We start from the raw sequence: 16178 nt of genomic DNA on the forward strand, positions 1-16178 counted from the left end.
CGGAACAATAAGCCCGCGACCAACGCAGCGAGGCGGCCATCCTCCCAAATCAAAGCGACTTCTTCAACAAAATAGGCTCATTGCCGACCTCTGGGCAAGCCCAGCATTTTGTTAGAAAGCCGGTCGCGCTGAGATGAGGACGGCCTAAAGCTGCCACTCAGCTAATCAACCATTGCTGCGAAGGGGCGTCGAAAAAGCGGACGTTAGTCGGTCACCCAGAATTCTTGCTCAAGCAATTGCTGGGTCGCGAGAAGGAAGGGCCATGCCATGGAGCTGCTCGCGAGGTCCAGTTGTGCTCCTCCAACACTGCGTCCAATGCAGATATTGTCGACTGCCTTTATATACTGCTGACGTGAGGTTGTATCGGCGTGATCGCGTCACTCAATATGAAGAACGAAAGTAGGAGTGTTCCGCATGCCAAAGACTACGCCGGATGATCTCCATAGCTAGTTGCTTATCTTAAGCCAGACTCTGACGTTCAGAATTTCCGAATAATCCGCTGTCGAATGCCCTTTCTGAAACGACGTTAGTCCCTTGAACGATTAAGCCGCAACAAACGGCAGTCGCCTTGGGGTCTCTCCGGTCAGTGTCCGCAGAGCGTTACCGACAGCGGGGCGCGATGGGCGGCGTACCAGGCTCCCCGATGCTGGTCGGTTCGATTTGGCTCTCTATGATAGCGATCTCGACTTCCGGCATCTCAGCATTCCGCATAATCCGGTAGGCGTCATAAATCCCCTGATCGACCTCACCGCCTTCCAGCAGTGTGATTTCCTCGAACATCGCGGCGGACAGGCCAAAGCCGAGACCGCCAGTCATCTGGGTTTCGACGATAGACGGGTTAATCGCGATGCCACAATCGACGGTCGCCCAGACCTTGTGCACACGCGGAGTGTCGCGCTCGATCGAGACATCAGCGATCATGGCGACATACTCGGTCGTGGATTTCGAAACTGTGCGGTAGCTGAACTTTAGCGTGCAAATTCTCGTAAAGGGTAAGGTTTTGAAATATAGCCGTTTTCGGCATTCATCAAGTTTACACCTCAGTCTGGCAGGTGTTTCTGAGCTAATGGTGTTAGCATGACACGTGAGGTTAAAAAAAGCCCCGCTTAACAAATAGTTAAGCGGGGCCTGTCGAGCACTTCGTGTTGGTGAAGTTTTACTCTCTGTTTCCGAAGAGCTGCAGCAGCATCATGAACATGTTGATGAAGTTCAGATACAGGCTCAATGCGCCCATGATACCCGACTTTTGCAGCCACTCCTGATCACCGTGATGAGCATGGGCCAGATAGGTGTTCTTGATGTTCTGCGTGTCGTAGGCGGTCAGACCTGCGAAGATCAGAACACCGATTGCAGAGATGGCAAACATGATCGCAGGGCTACCGAGGAAGAGGTTTACGATGGATGCCACAATCAGACCGATCACGCCCATGATCAGGAAACTGCCCCAACCGGAGATGTCTTTCTTGGTGGTGTAGCCCCAGAGCGACAGACCGGCAAAGGCAATCGATGTGATCAGGAAGATCTGCGCAATCGAGAAACCGGTGAAGGCAACAAAGATCCAGGCGAGGGACAGGCCCATCACGCCAGCAAAGGCGTAGAAGAACAGCTGCGCACCAGCTGCCGACAACCGATTGATGGCTGCACCAAAGGCAAAGACCATGCCCAACGGTGCGAACATCACAATCCAGCCCAGAATATTGGGTTGCAAGGTGATTGGATCACGGAAAACTGACAGCAGCGCGGGCGCGGTACCCACGGCCCAAGCCACGGCAAATGTGATCAACATGCCCACGGACATCGTGCCGTAGACTTTGTTCATATGGGCGCGCAGACCCTCATCAATCTGGGCGGCGCGGGATCCGGCCGTTGACCGGATTGTATTCACGTCAGCCATTGAGACCTCCAAATAATACTTCTTTGATCGCGCGGCAGACCTTCTGCGCGCTCTGTCAAGAATATCGGTCCCTAACGGGTGTATTTCAAGGTTTTTCGGTCGGGAATGTGCCGGTTTGAGCGGAATTGGATAATAAAGTGTTACCAATTCGCTCAAACCATCGCAAAATGCTGCGAAATCACTGGTTTTTCCATGTGTGCGGCACATCCCACAGGTTGCGGTTGGCCTCGAGATCGGCGGCATCGCGGGTTACGCCGATGTCTTCGAGCGCTCTTGCGTCAAGCCGCGCAAGAGCCCGGCGGGATCGCCAGAGTGCCAGATACATCATCAGGCCGGTGCGGCGGGAGCGGTTTGCACCCCGTGAGGTGGTGAAGAAGTGATCAATCAGTGCCATCGTCAGTTCCTTTCGTGATGCATTGGATCTCTTTTATCAATTCTCTTGATGTATATGGCAGGGCGTGTATCATTGTTAAAGCGAATGTTTGTGAAGCTATGCATCAGGATTGTTGATATGAGAAATCTGGACGTCACCACGCTGCGCTCGTTTGTTGCTGTTGCGGATGCCGGGGGGGTGACCCGTGCGGCCGGGTTCCTGCATCTGACGCAATCCGCAGTTTCCATGCAGCTCAAGCGGCTTGAGGAGCTGCTGGGCCTCGAATTGCTGGACCGGTCAGGGCGCACCATCGCGTTGACGGCCTCCGGCGAACAGCTGCTTGTCTACGCGCGCAGGATGGTGGCCTTGAACGATGAGGTGATCAGCCGTCTTACCGATCAGGCCTACGAGGGCGAGATTGTTCTGGGGGTGCCGCATGACATCGTCTACCCCGCCATTCCACAGGTGCTGAAGCAGTTTCACGCCGCGTTTCCCCGCGTGAAGGTGCATCTGGTCTCGTCATATACGCGCGCGCTCAAAGAGCAGTTTGGCCGGGGTGAATGCGATCTCATCCTCACAACCGAAAACAATGTGGAGCCCGGTTCAGAGACGCTCTGCCGCAAGCCCTTGCGGTGGATTGGGGCGCCGGGGGGCGCTGCCTGGCGGCAAAAACCACTCAAACTCGCCTTTGGGCGATTGTGCACTTTCCGTCCCCGTGTGGTTGAAGCCTTGGATGCAGCGGGGATTCCGTGGGACGTGATCGTGGAAACAGAAAGTGACCGGACCATCGAGGCAACGGTGAGCGCTGATTTGGCAGTGCACACGATGATCGAAGGCACCGAACCGCCGCACTTGGAAAGGATTGAGCACGGCGGCGCCTTGCCCGACCTGCCCATGCAGTTGATCAATCTTTATGGCGCTCAATCCAAAAAAGGGGTGGTTCAGGATACGCTTGGCGACTTCCTGCGCCGGGCGTTCGCCGGCGCAGATCCGGTGCGGCTCAAAGCTGTGTGATTTGAGCAAGGGTTTCCCTCGAACAGCGGAATTTCAGAAGTCTCCGACCGACAGATGCGATGCAAATAACCGTTGGTTCGGCGGGTATCCGCCGGATTGCGACTCGGATGGGCGTTTTTTGCCGATGCCTGCGCCTAGGGAATTGGTCGGAACAAGTGGCACTAAAGTGCATTTTTTGGCTCGATTTTCCAAATTTCAAAATGCGTCCTGCAACCTATGGTGGTTATCAATGCGCTAAATTTTGGTGTTTAGTAAAATTTTTTATATAATAGACGCCGAAAGGCCTGAATTGGCAAAGCGTCTGAAAACCTTGAAGAAGACGGCCTGAAACTGTTTCGACGCTGTTTACGCTCACGTCAATGAGATGGGTTTGTTATTGATTGCAACCCGATTTTGATTATTGTTTGACCTCGTAACGGTTTTGTGGTGATCGCGGCTAGGTTGTGCCAAGAAGCAGTCCGGTCGATTGACCACCTTTTGACAAGGTAAATGCGAGGAATAATCAGATGGTACATGTCGTAGACGTTCATGTTGGAAAGCGCATCCGCCAGCGCCGCTGGCTGGTTGGCATGACACAGCAGAAGCTTGCGGAGTGTGTGGGCATCAAGTTCCAGCAGATCCAGAAATATGAAACAGGCGCGAACCGGGTCAGCGCTTCTCGCTTGTGGGATATTGCGGATGCGCTTGAAGTTGATGTGGCCTTTTTCTTCGAGGGCCTCAAATCCGAGACGGATGTCGAAGCAGCAAGCGAGTCCATCCCAGCCGATATGATGGGCGACAAGGAAGCGATGGATCTGGTGCGCTCCTATTACGCAATTCCGGAAAACCAGCGTCGCCGGCTGTTTGAATTGGCGCGCGTCCTCAGCGACGTCGCTTGAACAGCAAAAACATATAATACGCTAAATTTTGGGGGCGGCGCTTTGGAATAAGGAGCGCGGCCCTTGCCTCTTTTGGATGGGGCTGGCACGTCTTGTGAATGACCAATATGCCCCGAAATCACACCCACGATACCGCAGCGCTGGATGCGACGGCACAGCGTATGGCGGATGCCGCCCGGAACGTGATCCTGCCGTATTTTCGGCGCCCGGACCTCTCCGAGCACAACAAGCTTGCTGGCGGCTATGATCCGGTCACCGAAGCCGACCGCGCCGCGGAGCGGGCGATGCGAGATATTCTGGCCCAGGAGCGCCCGGAGGATGCGATCCTGGGTGAGGAATACGGGTTAAAAGCGGGAACCAGCGGGCTGACATGGGTGCTTGATCCCATCGACGGAACACGCGGGTTTGTCAGCGGCACGCCGACCTGGGGGGTGCTTATCGCCATCTCGAATGATCTGGGGCCATTCTACGGGCTGGTCGATCAACCCTACATCGGCGAGCGATTCATTGGCCATCACGGGCATGCACAGATGACTGGGCCAAATGGGCAGGCGGCGCTGCGTACCCGGGCAACCAGCATGCTGGGCGATGCCGTCGTGTTCACCACTTTTCCTGAAGTTGGCACGACACAGGAGGGGGCCGCCTTTCACGCGGTTGCGAAACACGCGAAGCTGACGCGTTATGGGATGGATTGCTACGCCTACGCTTTGCTGGCCGCCGGGCAGGTGGATCTGGTGATCGAGGCCGGGTTGCAAGCCTATGATATTCAGGCGCCCCTTGCATTGGTCGAGGCGGCGGGCGGCATCGTCACCGATTGGCAAGGTGGACCTGCGCATCGGGGTGGGCGCGCGATTGCAGCGGCTAATACCGAAATTCACGCGCAGGCGCTTGCGATTTTGAAAGACGCGATGTCATGACAAAGCTGCTGCTTAGGGGCGCTGCGCATATCTTGACAATGGATGATACGCGGCGCGAGCTTGAGGTCGCGGATATCCTGATTGCGGATGGGCAGATCGGCGCGGTTGGCGCCTCTTTGCAAAGTGATGCGCCCGTGTTGGATGTGAGCGGCTGCGTCGTCACGCCGGGTCTCGTAAACACGCATCATCATCTTTATCAGTCGCTGACCCGCGCGGTGCCGGGGGGGCAGGACGCGCTGCTCTTTGGCTGGTTGCAGACGCTCTATCCGATCTGGGCGCGGTTCACGCCGGATCATGTCTTCACCTCGGCGCAGGTTGGGCTGGCGGAACTGGCGCTTTCAGGCTGCACGCTCAGCAGCGATCACCTCTATCTCTATCCGAACGGAACGCGGTTGGAGGATACAATTCACGCCGCAGCCGAGATCGGTGTGCGGTTTCAGCCCACCCGGGGCGCCATGAGCATCGGGATATCGGATGGGGGGCTGCCGCCCGACAGTCTGGTCGAAACCGAAGAGGCGATCCTGCAAGACTGCATCCGGGTGATCGACGCTTTCCACGATGCTTCGCCGGAGTCGATGTGTCGGGTGGGGGTCGCGCCTTGTTCGCCTTTTTCCGTCAGCCGGGATCTGATGCGCGAGGCGGCACATCTCGCGCGGGACAAAGCGGTGATGATGCACACGCATCTGGCGGAGAACGACGAAGACATCGCCTACTCGCTGGAGACATTCGGCTGTCGGCCTGGGCAATACGCGCAGGATCTGGGCTGGGTTGGCCCGGATGTCTGGCATGCGCATTGTGTGAAGCTCGACGCCTCGGAAATTGCCCTTTTTGCCGAGACGCAGACCGGCGTGGCGCATTGCCCCTGTTCCAATTGCCGTCTTGGCAGTGGCATCGCGCCGGTCAAAGCGATGCGCGCGGCGGGGGTGCCGGTTGGGCTGGGCGTGGATGGCTCGGCGAGCAATGATGCGGGCAATCTGGTGGCCGAGGCGCGGCAGGCGATGCTGTTGCAGCGCGTGGCGCAGGGGGCCGATGCGATGAGTGCACGGGCGGCGCTGGAGATCGCCACACGCGGCGGCGCGGATGTGCTGGGGCGACCGGAATGCGGGCGGATCGCGGTGGGGTGTCGGGCCGATATTGCGGTCTGGGATGTCTCCGGCATTGAAAGCGCGGGCAGTTGGGACCCTGCGGCGGTTTTGCTGGCGGGGCCGACGACGGTTCGGGATTTGATCGTGGAGGGGCGTAGGATTGTACAGGACGGTCAGGTGACATCGGTGGATATGGGCGCACTTTTGACGCGGCAAAACCAGATGGCGCGCGACCTTAGGGGCGCGCTGTGAGGCGGTTTCTTTGCGCCCTGTGCGTCATGGTCATTGCCGGGAGCGTGTCGGCCAACGAAGCAGCGGTTCAGGCGTTGAACGATTACCGCGCGGGCCAAGGTCGTGCTGCTCTGGGCTACTCACCGGCGCTCGAAGCTGCGGCGCGCGCGCATGCGCAGGACATGGCTCGCGTTGGGTTCTTCGATCACACCGGCAGCGATGGCTCGACCGTCGGCCAGCGCGTCACGCGACAGGGCTACGGGTGGTGTTTTGTGGCAGAGAATATCGCGCAGGGGCAGCGATCTTTGGCAGAGGTCATGCAAGGCTGGGCGGCTTCACGCGGGCATCGGCGCAATATGCTGTCGCGCCAGGCAACGGAGTTCGCTTTGGTTGAAGGGCCTGCGCGTATTTGGGTGATGGTTTTGGCGGCCCCGGGCTGCTGATGCGGTTTCCCATGCCGAAATCGGCCCTCCGGGGGGATATTTTTAGCCAGAAGAAACAGGGCCGCGTTTTGATCCGGCGATCCAGACATCTGCAATGGCGCGGTCGTCCCCCATCATGATGGTGGGAAAGAGGGCTTCCCAGATCGTCTCCGCTTCGTCGGTACGTTGCGCAATTGCCGGGGTGGCGGCCAGATCGAGCACGGTGATGTCCGCCTCCATGCCGGGTGCGAGGGTACCGATCCGATTTTCTAGATGCAGGCTGCGCGCGGAGCCGGCCGTGGCGAGCCACAGCAATTGCGCGGGGTGCAGGGCGGTCCCCCGCAGCTGCGCGATTTCATAGGCTGCGGCCATGGTGCGCAGCATCGAAAAAGAGGATCCACCGCCCGTATCGGTCGCCAGCCCCAGTGGAATGGCGCGGGCAGCAAGGCCCGCCAGATCCATCAGGCCTGACCCGATGAAGCTGTTGGAGGTCGGGCAGTGTATCAGCGCGGCACCTGTCTCCGCGATCCGGTCAATCTCGCGGGGCTCCAGGTGGATGGCATGACCGAAGACCGCGCGCGCGCCGATCAGCCCGTGGCTTTCATAGGTATCCAGATAGTCGCGCGCCGCCGGGTAAAGCTCTTGCACCCAGGCGATCTCGGGCAATTGCTCGCTGATATGTGTCTGCATCAGGCAGTTGGGGTGCTCCGCCCAGAGAGCGCCGAGCGCACTCAGTTGTTCCGGTGTTGATGTCGGCGAAAACCTCGGGGTGATCGCGTAGTGCGCGCGCCCCTTGCCATGCCACTTCCGCAGCAGTGCCTTGCTATCATCGTAGGCGGCTTGAGGTGTGTCGCGCAGCCCATCGGGTGCGTTACGGTCCATGCAGGTTTTTCCCGCCACGGTGCGCATATTGCGCAACGCGGCCTGCTCGAAAAACGCATCCACGCTGGTGGGGTGGATCGTGGCGTAGGAACACATGGTCGTGGTGCCATGATCCAGCGCCAGATCAAGGTAGCGTGCGGCAATGGTTCGGGCGTAGTCTGGATCGCTCAGGCGCATTTCCTCTGGGAAGGTATAGGTGTTCAGCCAGTCGATCAGCTGCTTGCCCCAGCTGGCAATGATGGCCGTCTGCGGGTAATGCACATGGGCATCGACAAAGCCCGGGCAGATCAGATGCTGGCCGTAATCTTGGACCTCTGCGTCGGGATGGTTTCTGCGCAGAATGCTTGCGTCGCCCACCTCGGTGATCTTGGTGCCCTGGATCAAAACGCCCCCCGATGAATTGACGGAAGTGACGTCCTGCCGGGGGCGCGTAAAAGGGTTGCCACGGGCCTCAAAGGTCTGACCCAACAGAAGTGTTTTGGTGTTCATGCCTTCTGTCTAGGCGCTTGCGCGCGCGGCGACAACTGGCAGACGTGTGAGGGTCTGGCGCAGCATTGTATCCAATCCGGTGCCCGCTTATGGTCCGCGCCAGAGCAGGGGAGGCGCGCCAATGTCAGATCAGACCGCAGAGCTGGAGACAGAGACCGACGACGACGCCTATGTGCTGGGTCCCAAGGCGATTGCCGCTATCCTTTATGCGGTTGATATTGACGATGCCGTAAAGCTCACCGAGCTGATGGATCCGCTGCACCCGGCGGATATTGCGGACCTGCTGGAACAGATCAACGCCTTTGACCGCTCACGGTTGATCCGCCTTTACGGTCGTGAGTTCGATGGCGAAATACTGTCTGAACTGGACGAATCCCTGCGCGAAGAGGTGATCGGTGTCCTGACCCCACACGTGCTGACCCAGGCCGTGCGCGACATGGACAGCGACGATGTTGTCGATCTGGTCGAGGATCTGGAGGACCACCAGCAGGAGGCCATTCTAGAGGCGCTAGAAGACGCGGACCGTGTCGCCGTACAGCAGGCGCTGGGATATCCGGAATATTCCGCGGGCCGTCTGATGCAGCGCGAAGTGGTCATGGCCCCGGAGCATTGGACGGTGGGGCAGGCGATTGATCATCTGCGCGGCACGCCCGAAGAAGAGCTGCCCGCGCAATTCTATCATATCGTCATCGTCGATCCGCGCCTGCACCCGATTGGCAACGTGACGCTGGGCAAGCTGATGCGGTCCAAACGGGAAACCCGGCTGCTCGACATCAAGGAGGAGACCTTCCAGGTCATTCCGGCGCTACAGGACGAATCCGATGTGGCCTATGCGTTCAACCAGTACCATTTGATCTCTGCCCCGGTGGTGGATGACGAGGATCGTCTGATCGGCGTGATCACCATCGATGACGCCATGGCGGTGCTGGACGAGGAACACGAAGAGGATATTCTGCGCCTCGCGGGCGTGGGCGAAGGATCGCTGTCCGACCGGGTGATCGAGACCACGAAACAACGCCTGCCATGGTTGGCGGTCAATCTCGTCACGGCCATTGCCGCCAGCCTGGTGATTGCGCAGTTCGAGATGGCGATTGCGCAGATCGTGGCGCTGGCCGTGCTGATGCCCATCGTCGCGTCGATGGGGGGCAATGCCGGCACGCAATCCCTGACCGTGGCGGTGCGCGCCATTGCCACCAAGGATCTGACCGGTGCCAACGTCTGGCGCGTGATCCGGCGCGAGGTATTGGTGGGCCTGGTGAATGGCCTGATTTTCGCGGTGGTGATGGGTATTGTCGGCGTGATCTGGTTTGGATCGCCCGCGCTGGGCTATGTGATCGCCGCGGCGATGGTGATCAACCTCGTGGTGGCGGGGCTTGCTGGCACGGCGATCCCGGTTGTGCTGGAACGTGTGGGTGTTGACCCGGCGCTGGCCTCCGGGGCCTTTGTCACAACGGTGACCGATGTGGTTGGCTTTTTCGCCTTTCTCGGACTGGCCGCTCTGGTGCTGCTGTGAGCGATCTGGCCGAGATCAAGGCCGCAGCGCGCAAGGCCGGGTTTGCACGACGTAAACAGGCCCATGCCGCCGACCCGGGTACTGGGGCGGGGGTGTTGTCAGAAGTACTTGCGGGCTACCGCGGCGTCCCTTTGTCGGGCTACATGCCTATCCGCACCGAAATCGACCCCCTGCCTGCCATGGCCGAAGCCGCCGCGCATGGCCCTGTTGGCATCCCGGTCATCATCGGGGCAGGGCAGCCGTTGAAATTCGCGCAATGGGAGCCGGATATGCCGCTTGTTGAGGGGGCCTTCGGCGCGCGCATCCCCGAAACCCCCAGTTTTTTCGAACCGGAGATCCTGATCGTGCCCCTGGTTGCCTTTGATGCTGCGGGCGGAAGACTGGGGTATGGCGGCGGCTTTTATGATCGCACGCTGGAACGGCTGCGCGCCAGGCGTCCGACACTTGCCATTGGCTTTGCCTACCGTGCGCAAATGGCTGACCGTTTGCCGCTTGAAGAGACCGATCAAAAACTGGACATCATCGTGAATGAGCATGAGGTGATCGATCTGCGCGCCTTGCCGATCTGAACATTTTGAAGTGTTTCGCACAGGAATTTCGCGCGCCGTAAGGCTTCTGTTGAGGAAATGCGCGTAGCTACGCATTCTACGAAACTGATGCGTGGAAACCGTCATGACTGATACCAACGACTTGATTGCCGCCGCAATGATTGAGGATGACGCTGGGGACGTTATTCAGGAAGCGCTTGAATTCGTGCGCAGTCATATGGACATGGAGGTTGCCTATCTGTCCGAGTTCGTTGGCGACAATCTGACCTTTCGAAGAGTTAGTGCCCCGGGTCTGGAAGAGATGATCGCGGTGGGTGACAGCATGCCGCTCGATCAGGTCTATTGCCCGCATATTCTGGCGGGCCGCCTGCCGGAACTGATCCCGGACACCGATCAGGAGCCCTTCGCGCAGACCATCCCGCTCACCCAGGCATTGCCCATCAGGTCGCACGTCAGCATCCCGATCCGCAAACGCGACGGTTCGCCCTACGGCATGTTTTGCTGTCTGAGCCGTGAAGCAAGACCGACGCTGAACGGACGCGATCTGGATGTCATGCGCGCCTTTGCGACGCTGTCGAGCGAAACGATCAACAGCGGCCTGACCGAGCAGGCATTCAAGGACGAACTGCGCCAAAAACTGACAAAAGTGATGGACGAGGCGGGTTTTGACATTGCCTATCAGCCGATCATGGTGGGTGAGGCGCGCAAGCCAGCGGGTTTCGAAGCGCTATGCCGTTTCAAAAGCGAGCCTTACCGCTCGCCGGATCTGTGGTTTGCCGAGGCCCATAGCGTTGGCCTGCAGGCAGAGCTGGAAGTCTGCGTTATCGAAAAAGCACTGCAGGCTCTGGAGGTTCTCCCGCCACATCTCTACCTCTCCGTGAACGCGTCACCTGAAACGGTCGCTGAAGGCAAGCTGCGGGATGTATTTGCCAAGTTTGCCCCGGAGCGTATTGTGCTCGAGATTACCGAGCATTCGATTATCGGCAATTATGACGCGCTGCTTAAGGAAGTGGAGCGGCTGCGCTATATCGGGGTGCGGATTGCCATTGATGACGCTGGCGCTGGCTATGCCGGTCTGCAACATATTGTCAAACTCTGTGCGGATATCATCAAGCTCGATATGTCGCTGACATCAGGCATCGATCAGGACGTGGTGAAGCGCTCGCTGGCCTCCGCAATGGTGGGGTTTGCCGAGGAAACGGGCGCGAAAATCGTGGCAGAGGGTGTCGAAACCGAAGGCGAACTGGGTATCCTGCTGGATCTCGGGGTGGAGCTGATCCAAGGGTATCTTCTGGGGCGGCCTGCGGATCTCGATAGCGCATTGGCGCTTTGCCAAACGAGCGCGGCGCCGCGGCGGCGCGCCTAAGGACCGGTTTTGCCTTTTTCAAAAGCCGCGAAAGCATCCGTCCAGTCAGGATGCCAGCGCGACAGGGCCGGGCGGTTTTCTGCAATATCGCCCGCCGCCCACAGCACGCGGCGCGCATCGACCGCTTCATCGACCATGTTATCCGGGCACAGGATATAAAAATCACCCTGCGCCACACGGCCAAAAAGATAGTCAACGCATTCTTCGCTCGTCCAGGCACCCGCTGGCTTTTCCGGCATGACGGCGGCAATCATGCCAGTATAGGTGAAGCCAGGGACAAAGAGATGGGCGTCGATGGGCGCACCGGCTTGCCGCAATTCATGGGCCAATTGCTCGGTCAACACCTTCACGGCGGCTTTGGATGCATTGTAGGCCGGGTTGCCGGGGGGCGTCGTGATCCCCTGTTTCGAGCCGGTGTTGATCACCGCCGCAGGTCGTCCGGCGTCGATCAGGCCCGGTACAAAGGCCTGCACGCCATTCAGAACCCCAAAGAAATTCACATCGAATGTTTTGCGCCAGACCGCTGGCGCCTCCCAGGTCGAGGAGCCGATCCCGACGCCTGCGTTGTTCATCACCACGGCCACAGGTCCGATGGCGAATGCCGTCTCCGCCAGCGACGTGACAACATCGGCATCCGACACATCGGTGACCATCGTGTGCACAGCTGCGCCCAGGGCGTGCAGGTCATCGGCGGCTTTTGCCAAATCTTCTTCGGCGACATCCGCCAGCAGGATCTCGAACCCGTCACGCGCCAGGTGATGGGCGGCCGCCAAGCCGACACCACTGGCCGCCCCTGTGATCACGGCAAGGCCGCCTGCTGATCTGATCTCTTCCCACGCCATGATGCCACCCTCGCTGTTGCATCTGGCCAGAATAGCCCGACATTGCGGATCGGGCTATTGCAATGCGCGCCAAATTTATTGGTGCTGCCCCTTGCCCTGAACGGTCCTGCGCCCTACCCAAAGAACATGAAAATCTTGTTCCTCGGCGATGTCATGGGGCGGGCCGGACGGCGCGCCATCACGGAAAACCTCTCTCGCTTGCGCGAAGCGTGGAAACTGGATTTCGTGGTGGTCAACGGCGAAAATGCAACCTCTGGGGCGGGGCTGTCCGGGGCCCATGCCAGGACCCTCCTTGAGGCTGGCGTCGATTGTCTGACCCTCGGCGATCATGCGTTTGATCAAAAGGATATGCTTCAGTTCATCGAGCAGGAGCCCCGCGTCATCCGCCCGCTGAACTTTTCCAAATCCGCACCCGGCAAGGGCGCGCGGCTCTTTACCTCCAAAAGCGGGCGTAAGGTGCTGGTGGCGCAGGCGCTGGGTCAGGTCTTTATGAAGCGCCCGTTTGATGACCCGTTTTCGGCCATTGACCCAGTGTTGAAAACACATCCGCTGGGCGGCATGGCCCAGGCGGTGATCGTGGACATGCATTGTGAGGCGACGTCGGAGAAAATGGCCATGGGTCATTTCTGTGATGGGCGTGCCAGTCTGGTTGTCGGCACCCACACCCATGTGCCCACAGCGGACGCCATGGTGCTGGCGGGGGGCACGGCCTATCTGACGGACGCAGGCATGTGCGGTGACTACAATTCCGTCATCGGGATGGATAAGGCAGAACCCCTGCGGCGTTTCATCACCGGTATGCCGCGCGAACGCTTCACGCCCGCCAATGGGGAGGCGACGCTGTCGGGCGTGTATATCGAAACCGATGACCGCACAGGGCGCGCGACCAAAGTGGCAATGGTGCGCAACGGGGGGCTGTTGCAGGCCGCTGCACCGTGAGCCCCCTGTCACGCCGCGAGGTGTTCTTCTTGACCGCCATGCTGGTAGTCATGGGCGCGGGGTGGGGCATGACCCAGCCGCTGACCAAAATCGCCGTTTCCACCGGGTACAAACACTTTGGTTTGATCTTCTGGCAGCTCTTCATCGGCGCGGCCTTGATGGCCCTATTTTGCTGGGCGCGGGGCACGAGGCTGCCCCGGGGACGCCGCCAGATCGGCATTTGCCTGATGGTTGCGATGATTGGCACAATGATCCCCAACTCGACCTCCTATCAGGCGGCGGTGCACCTGCCCGCCGGGATCTTGTCGATCTTGTTGTCAATGGTGCCGATGTGGGCCTTTCCCATCGCGCTGCTGATGGGGTTGGATCGCTTCTCTTGGCGGCGCATCACGGGCCTGGCGCTTGGGCTTTTCGGCGTCTTGCTGATTGCAGCGCCTGGCGCGTCCGCCATGGACCTGGCCGTTTTCTGGGTGCTGGTCGCGCTGGTCAGCGGCATTTGCTATGGGTTGGAAGGCAACCTGGTGGCCAAATTCGGCACCGCTGGCATGGATCCGTTTCAGGTGCTTTATGGGGCCTCGCTGATGGGTGGGATCATCATGCTGCCCGTGGCTCTCCTGTCTGGGCAATGGATCGCAGTTGATGCTGCTCTCACAACCGAAGGGCAGGCCCTGATACTGGCCTCCATCATCCATGTGCTGGTTTACACCGGGTACGTCTGGCTTGTCGGGCGCGCCGGTTCGGTCTTTGCGGTGCAGGTCAGCTATCTGGTCACCGGCTTTGGTGTGCTTTGGGCGAAACTCATTCTGGACGAATCCTATCCGGCGGGGATTTGGGCGGCGTTGCTGTTGATGTTTGCAGGCATGTATCTGGTGCAGCCGCGCCCCAAAGCGGCGCTTGCCCCGGCCTGAGCAATCGGCGACACTCACCTCTGGTTGAATGCAAGGAACAGGCTGCCGTCCCGTGATACCTTTCATAGAATTTTCACCAACCGTCGGCGCCCTGCTGACCCTCGGGGTGGTCGCCGTGATGTTCATCCTCTTTGTGCGGGAGGTTTTCCCGACAGAGGTTGTGGCCATCGCCGGTGCGGCGCTCATGCTTTTGCTGGGCGTATTGCCCTACGATAACGCCCTCGCGGTGCTGTCCAACCCGGCGCCCTGGACCATTGCGGCGATGTTCATCGTGATGGGGGCGCTGGTGCGCACCGGCGCGCTTGAGGTGCTGACTCAACTGGCCGAGCGCTATGCCAAAACCCACCCCAAATCTGCTGTCGTGGGGGTGATCCTGTCGGTGATGGGGGCATCGGCGATTATGAACAACACGCCTGTTGTCGTCGTGATGATCCCGGTGGTGGTGCAATTGAGCAAGACGCTCGGGGCAAAAGCGTCCAAATTCCTGATCCCGCTGAGTTACGCCGCGATTATGGGCGGGTCGCTGACACTGATCGGGACCTCGACCAACCTGCTCGTCGATGGTGTGGCACGCGGGCAGGGGCTGGCCCCCTTCACGATCTTCGAAATCATGCCCATTGGACTTGTCGTTTGCGTCTGGGGCCTTTTGTACATGGCCGTCCTTGCGCCCCGGCTACTGCCGGAACGCGACAGCATGGCGAATATGCTCTCGGATCGCTCCAAGATGAAATTCTTCACCGAAGCCGTGATCCCGCCCGAGAGCAACCTGATCGGGCGCGAGGTGCTGAGCGTGCAGTTGTTCAAACGCGAGGGCGTGCGGCTGGTTGATGTGATCCGCGGCGATGCCTCATTGCGCCGCAACCTGCAGGGTGTGACCCTGCAGCTGGGCGACCGGGTTGTCCTGCGCACGCAGATGACCGAACTCCTCAGCCTGCAGGCGACTAAAGAGCTGAAACGGGTCGATCAGGTTTCTGCCGTGGAAACCACGACCGTGGAGGTGTTGATCACGCCCGGTTGCCGCATGGTGGGGCGGCTGCTGGGTGCCATGCGGTTGCGGCGGCGGTATGGGGTCTATCCCCTGGCGGTGCACCGGCGCAATCAGAACATCGGGCGGCAACTCGATGATCTGGAAGTGAAAATCGGCGATACCCTGCTGCTTGAAGGCGCGCCTGAGGACATTCAACGCCTCGCGGCGGATATGGATATGGTCGACGTCTCGACCCCCTCTGCACGGGCCTTCCGGCGCAGCCATGCCCCGATCGCCATTCTGGCGCTTGTGGGCATCGTGGTGCTGGCGGCGTTCAACGTGGCCCCGATCCTGCTCTTGGCAGTGCTGGCCGTCGCCTTGGTTCTTGTCACGGGCTGCATTGACGCGGATGAGGCGTTTTCCTTTGTCGAAGGGCGCCTGCTTGCGCTCATCTTTGCCATGTTGGCGGTGGGCGCAGCCTTGCAGAACTCCGGCGCTGTGGCGCTGATCGTCGATGCGGTGTCGCCAACGCTGATGACGCTGCCGCCAACGCTGGTGGTGCTGGTGGTCTTTGTAATGACCTCCACCCTGACGGAGGTTGTGTCCAACAACGCGGTGGCCGTGATCATGACACCGTTGGCCATCGGGTTGGGCGCGGCGCTGGGGCTCGACCCGCGCCCGCTTGTCGTGGCGGTGATGATCGCGGCCTCCTGCGCTTTTGCCACGCCCATCGGCTATCAGACCAATACGCTGGTCTATGGTCCCGGCGGGTATCGCTTCACGGATTTCATGCGGCTTGGCATTCCATTGAACCTGTCCACCGCCGTGATCGTGTCGATGATGATCCCGCTGATCTGGCCGCTTTGAGGCTCATGCTGCTATGCAGCATTTGCAGGTCTGCTTTTCACTT

At 59.7% G+C, this 16178-nt stretch carries 16 protein-coding genes; 11 read left to right on the top strand and 5 right to left on the bottom strand.

Annotated features, from left to right (window positions below):
- Positions 1-600 precede the first annotated feature (600 nt).
- The 3 genes from Q1A20_RS16415 to Q1A20_RS16425 form a co-directional block, all read right to left on the bottom strand.
- Positions 601-1113 (bottom strand): molybdopterin cofactor-binding domain-containing protein, encoded by a 513-nt coding sequence (locus Q1A20_RS16415; protein WP_299406475.1) that lies wholly within the window; start codon positions 1111-1113, stop codon positions 601-603.
- Between the two features lie 43 nt (positions 1114-1156).
- Positions 1157-1894: a Bax inhibitor-1/YccA family protein gene (locus Q1A20_RS16420; RefSeq protein WP_299406472.1), complete on the bottom strand. Its 738-nt coding sequence runs from the start codon at positions 1892-1894 to the stop codon at positions 1157-1159.
- Between the two features lie 178 nt (positions 1895-2072).
- Positions 2073-2288: a DUF1127 domain-containing protein gene (locus Q1A20_RS16425; RefSeq protein WP_299406470.1), complete on the bottom strand. Its 216-nt coding sequence runs from the start codon at positions 2286-2288 to the stop codon at positions 2073-2075.
- A 117-nt stretch (positions 2289-2405) separates the two neighbouring features.
- On the opposite strand from Q1A20_RS16425, the gene Q1A20_RS16430 reads away from it, so the two are divergent.
- From Q1A20_RS16430 to Q1A20_RS16450, 5 genes are all read left to right on the top strand, one after another.
- On the top strand, positions 2406-3281 hold the full coding sequence (locus Q1A20_RS16430; protein WP_299406467.1) for a LysR family transcriptional regulator: 876 nt from the start codon (positions 2406-2408) through the stop codon (positions 3279-3281).
- 506 nt (positions 3282-3787) lie between these two features.
- Positions 3788-4159 carry a helix-turn-helix transcriptional regulator gene (locus tag Q1A20_RS16435; RefSeq protein WP_299406465.1) on the top strand — a complete coding sequence of 124 codons (372 nt, stop codon included), beginning with the start codon at positions 3788-3790 and terminating at the stop codon, positions 4157-4159.
- Between the two features lie 107 nt (positions 4160-4266).
- Positions 4267-5076, top strand: coding sequence for a histidinol-phosphatase (gene hisN, locus Q1A20_RS16440; protein WP_299917953.1), 810 nt, complete (start codon positions 4267-4269; stop codon positions 5074-5076).
- Complete coding sequence (locus Q1A20_RS16445; RefSeq protein WP_299917691.1) at positions 5073-6413, top strand: 8-oxoguanine deaminase; 1341 nt, start codon at positions 5073-5075, stop codon at positions 6411-6413. The genes hisN and Q1A20_RS16445 overlap by 4 nt, the downstream gene beginning before the upstream one ends.
- Positions 6410-6835 carry a CAP domain-containing protein gene (locus Q1A20_RS16450; RefSeq protein ID WP_299917694.1) on the top strand — a complete coding sequence of 142 codons (426 nt, stop codon included), beginning with the start codon at positions 6410-6412 and terminating at the stop codon, positions 6833-6835. Before Q1A20_RS16445 ends, Q1A20_RS16450 begins: the two co-directional genes overlap by 4 nt.
- Before the next feature lie 42 nt (positions 6836-6877).
- On the opposite strand, the gene guaD is transcribed toward Q1A20_RS16450, so the two are convergent.
- Entirely contained in the window at positions 6878-8185 is a 1308-nt protein-coding gene (guaD, locus tag Q1A20_RS16455) for a guanine deaminase (RefSeq protein ID WP_299917696.1), read from the bottom strand.
- A gap of 121 nt (positions 8186-8306) precedes the next feature.
- Here guaD and mgtE point away from each other — a divergent pair, with 121 nt between their 5' ends.
- The 3 genes from mgtE (at position 8307) to Q1A20_RS16470 (ending at position 11612) form a co-directional block, all read left to right on the top strand.
- Positions 8307-9698 carry a magnesium transporter gene (gene mgtE, locus Q1A20_RS16460; RefSeq protein ID WP_299406454.1) on the top strand — a complete coding sequence of 464 codons (1392 nt, stop codon included), beginning with the start codon at positions 8307-8309 and terminating at the stop codon, positions 9696-9698.
- Positions 9695-10267: a 5-formyltetrahydrofolate cyclo-ligase gene (locus Q1A20_RS16465; protein WP_299406451.1), complete on the top strand. Its 573-nt coding sequence runs from the start codon at positions 9695-9697 to the stop codon at positions 10265-10267. The genes mgtE and Q1A20_RS16465 overlap by 4 nt, the downstream gene beginning before the upstream one ends.
- A 103-nt stretch (positions 10268-10370) precedes the next feature.
- The gene (locus tag Q1A20_RS16470; protein ID WP_299406449.1) at positions 10371-11612 is read left to right on the top strand and encodes an EAL domain-containing protein; all 1242 of its coding nucleotides are present in this window, start codon (positions 10371-10373) and stop codon (positions 11610-11612) included.
- Here Q1A20_RS16470 and Q1A20_RS16475 read toward each other — a convergent pair.
- Positions 11609-12454 (bottom strand): SDR family oxidoreductase, encoded by an 846-nt coding sequence (locus Q1A20_RS16475; RefSeq protein ID WP_299406446.1) that lies wholly within the window; start codon positions 12452-12454, stop codon positions 11609-11611. The two genes, Q1A20_RS16470 and Q1A20_RS16475, sit on opposite strands and share 4 nt — an antisense overlap.
- Positions 12455-12580: 126 nt before the next feature.
- Between Q1A20_RS16475 and Q1A20_RS16480 the strand changes: the two genes are divergently transcribed.
- Genes Q1A20_RS16480 through Q1A20_RS16490 form a run of 3 tightly spaced genes read left to right on the top strand, consistent with a single transcriptional unit; the run spans position 12581 to position 16135 of the window.
- Entirely contained in the window at positions 12581-13393 is an 813-nt protein-coding gene (locus Q1A20_RS16480) for a TIGR00282 family metallophosphoesterase (protein WP_299406444.1), read from the top strand.
- Positions 13390-14301, top strand: coding sequence for a DMT family transporter (locus Q1A20_RS16485; protein WP_367180917.1), 912 nt, complete (start codon positions 13390-13392; stop codon positions 14299-14301). The genes Q1A20_RS16480 and Q1A20_RS16485 overlap by 4 nt, the downstream gene beginning before the upstream one ends.
- Before the next feature lie 28 nt (positions 14302-14329).
- Positions 14330-16135: an SLC13 family permease gene (locus Q1A20_RS16490; RefSeq protein ID WP_299917699.1), complete on the top strand. Its 1806-nt coding sequence runs from the start codon at positions 14330-14332 to the stop codon at positions 16133-16135.
- The last annotated feature ends 43 nt before the right edge of the window (positions 16136-16178 follow it).

It is taken from the genome of uncultured Roseobacter sp., from assembly GCF_947501835.1.
In the GTDB taxonomy this organism is placed as follows: Bacteria; Pseudomonadota; Alphaproteobacteria; order Rhodobacterales; family Rhodobacteraceae; genus Roseobacter.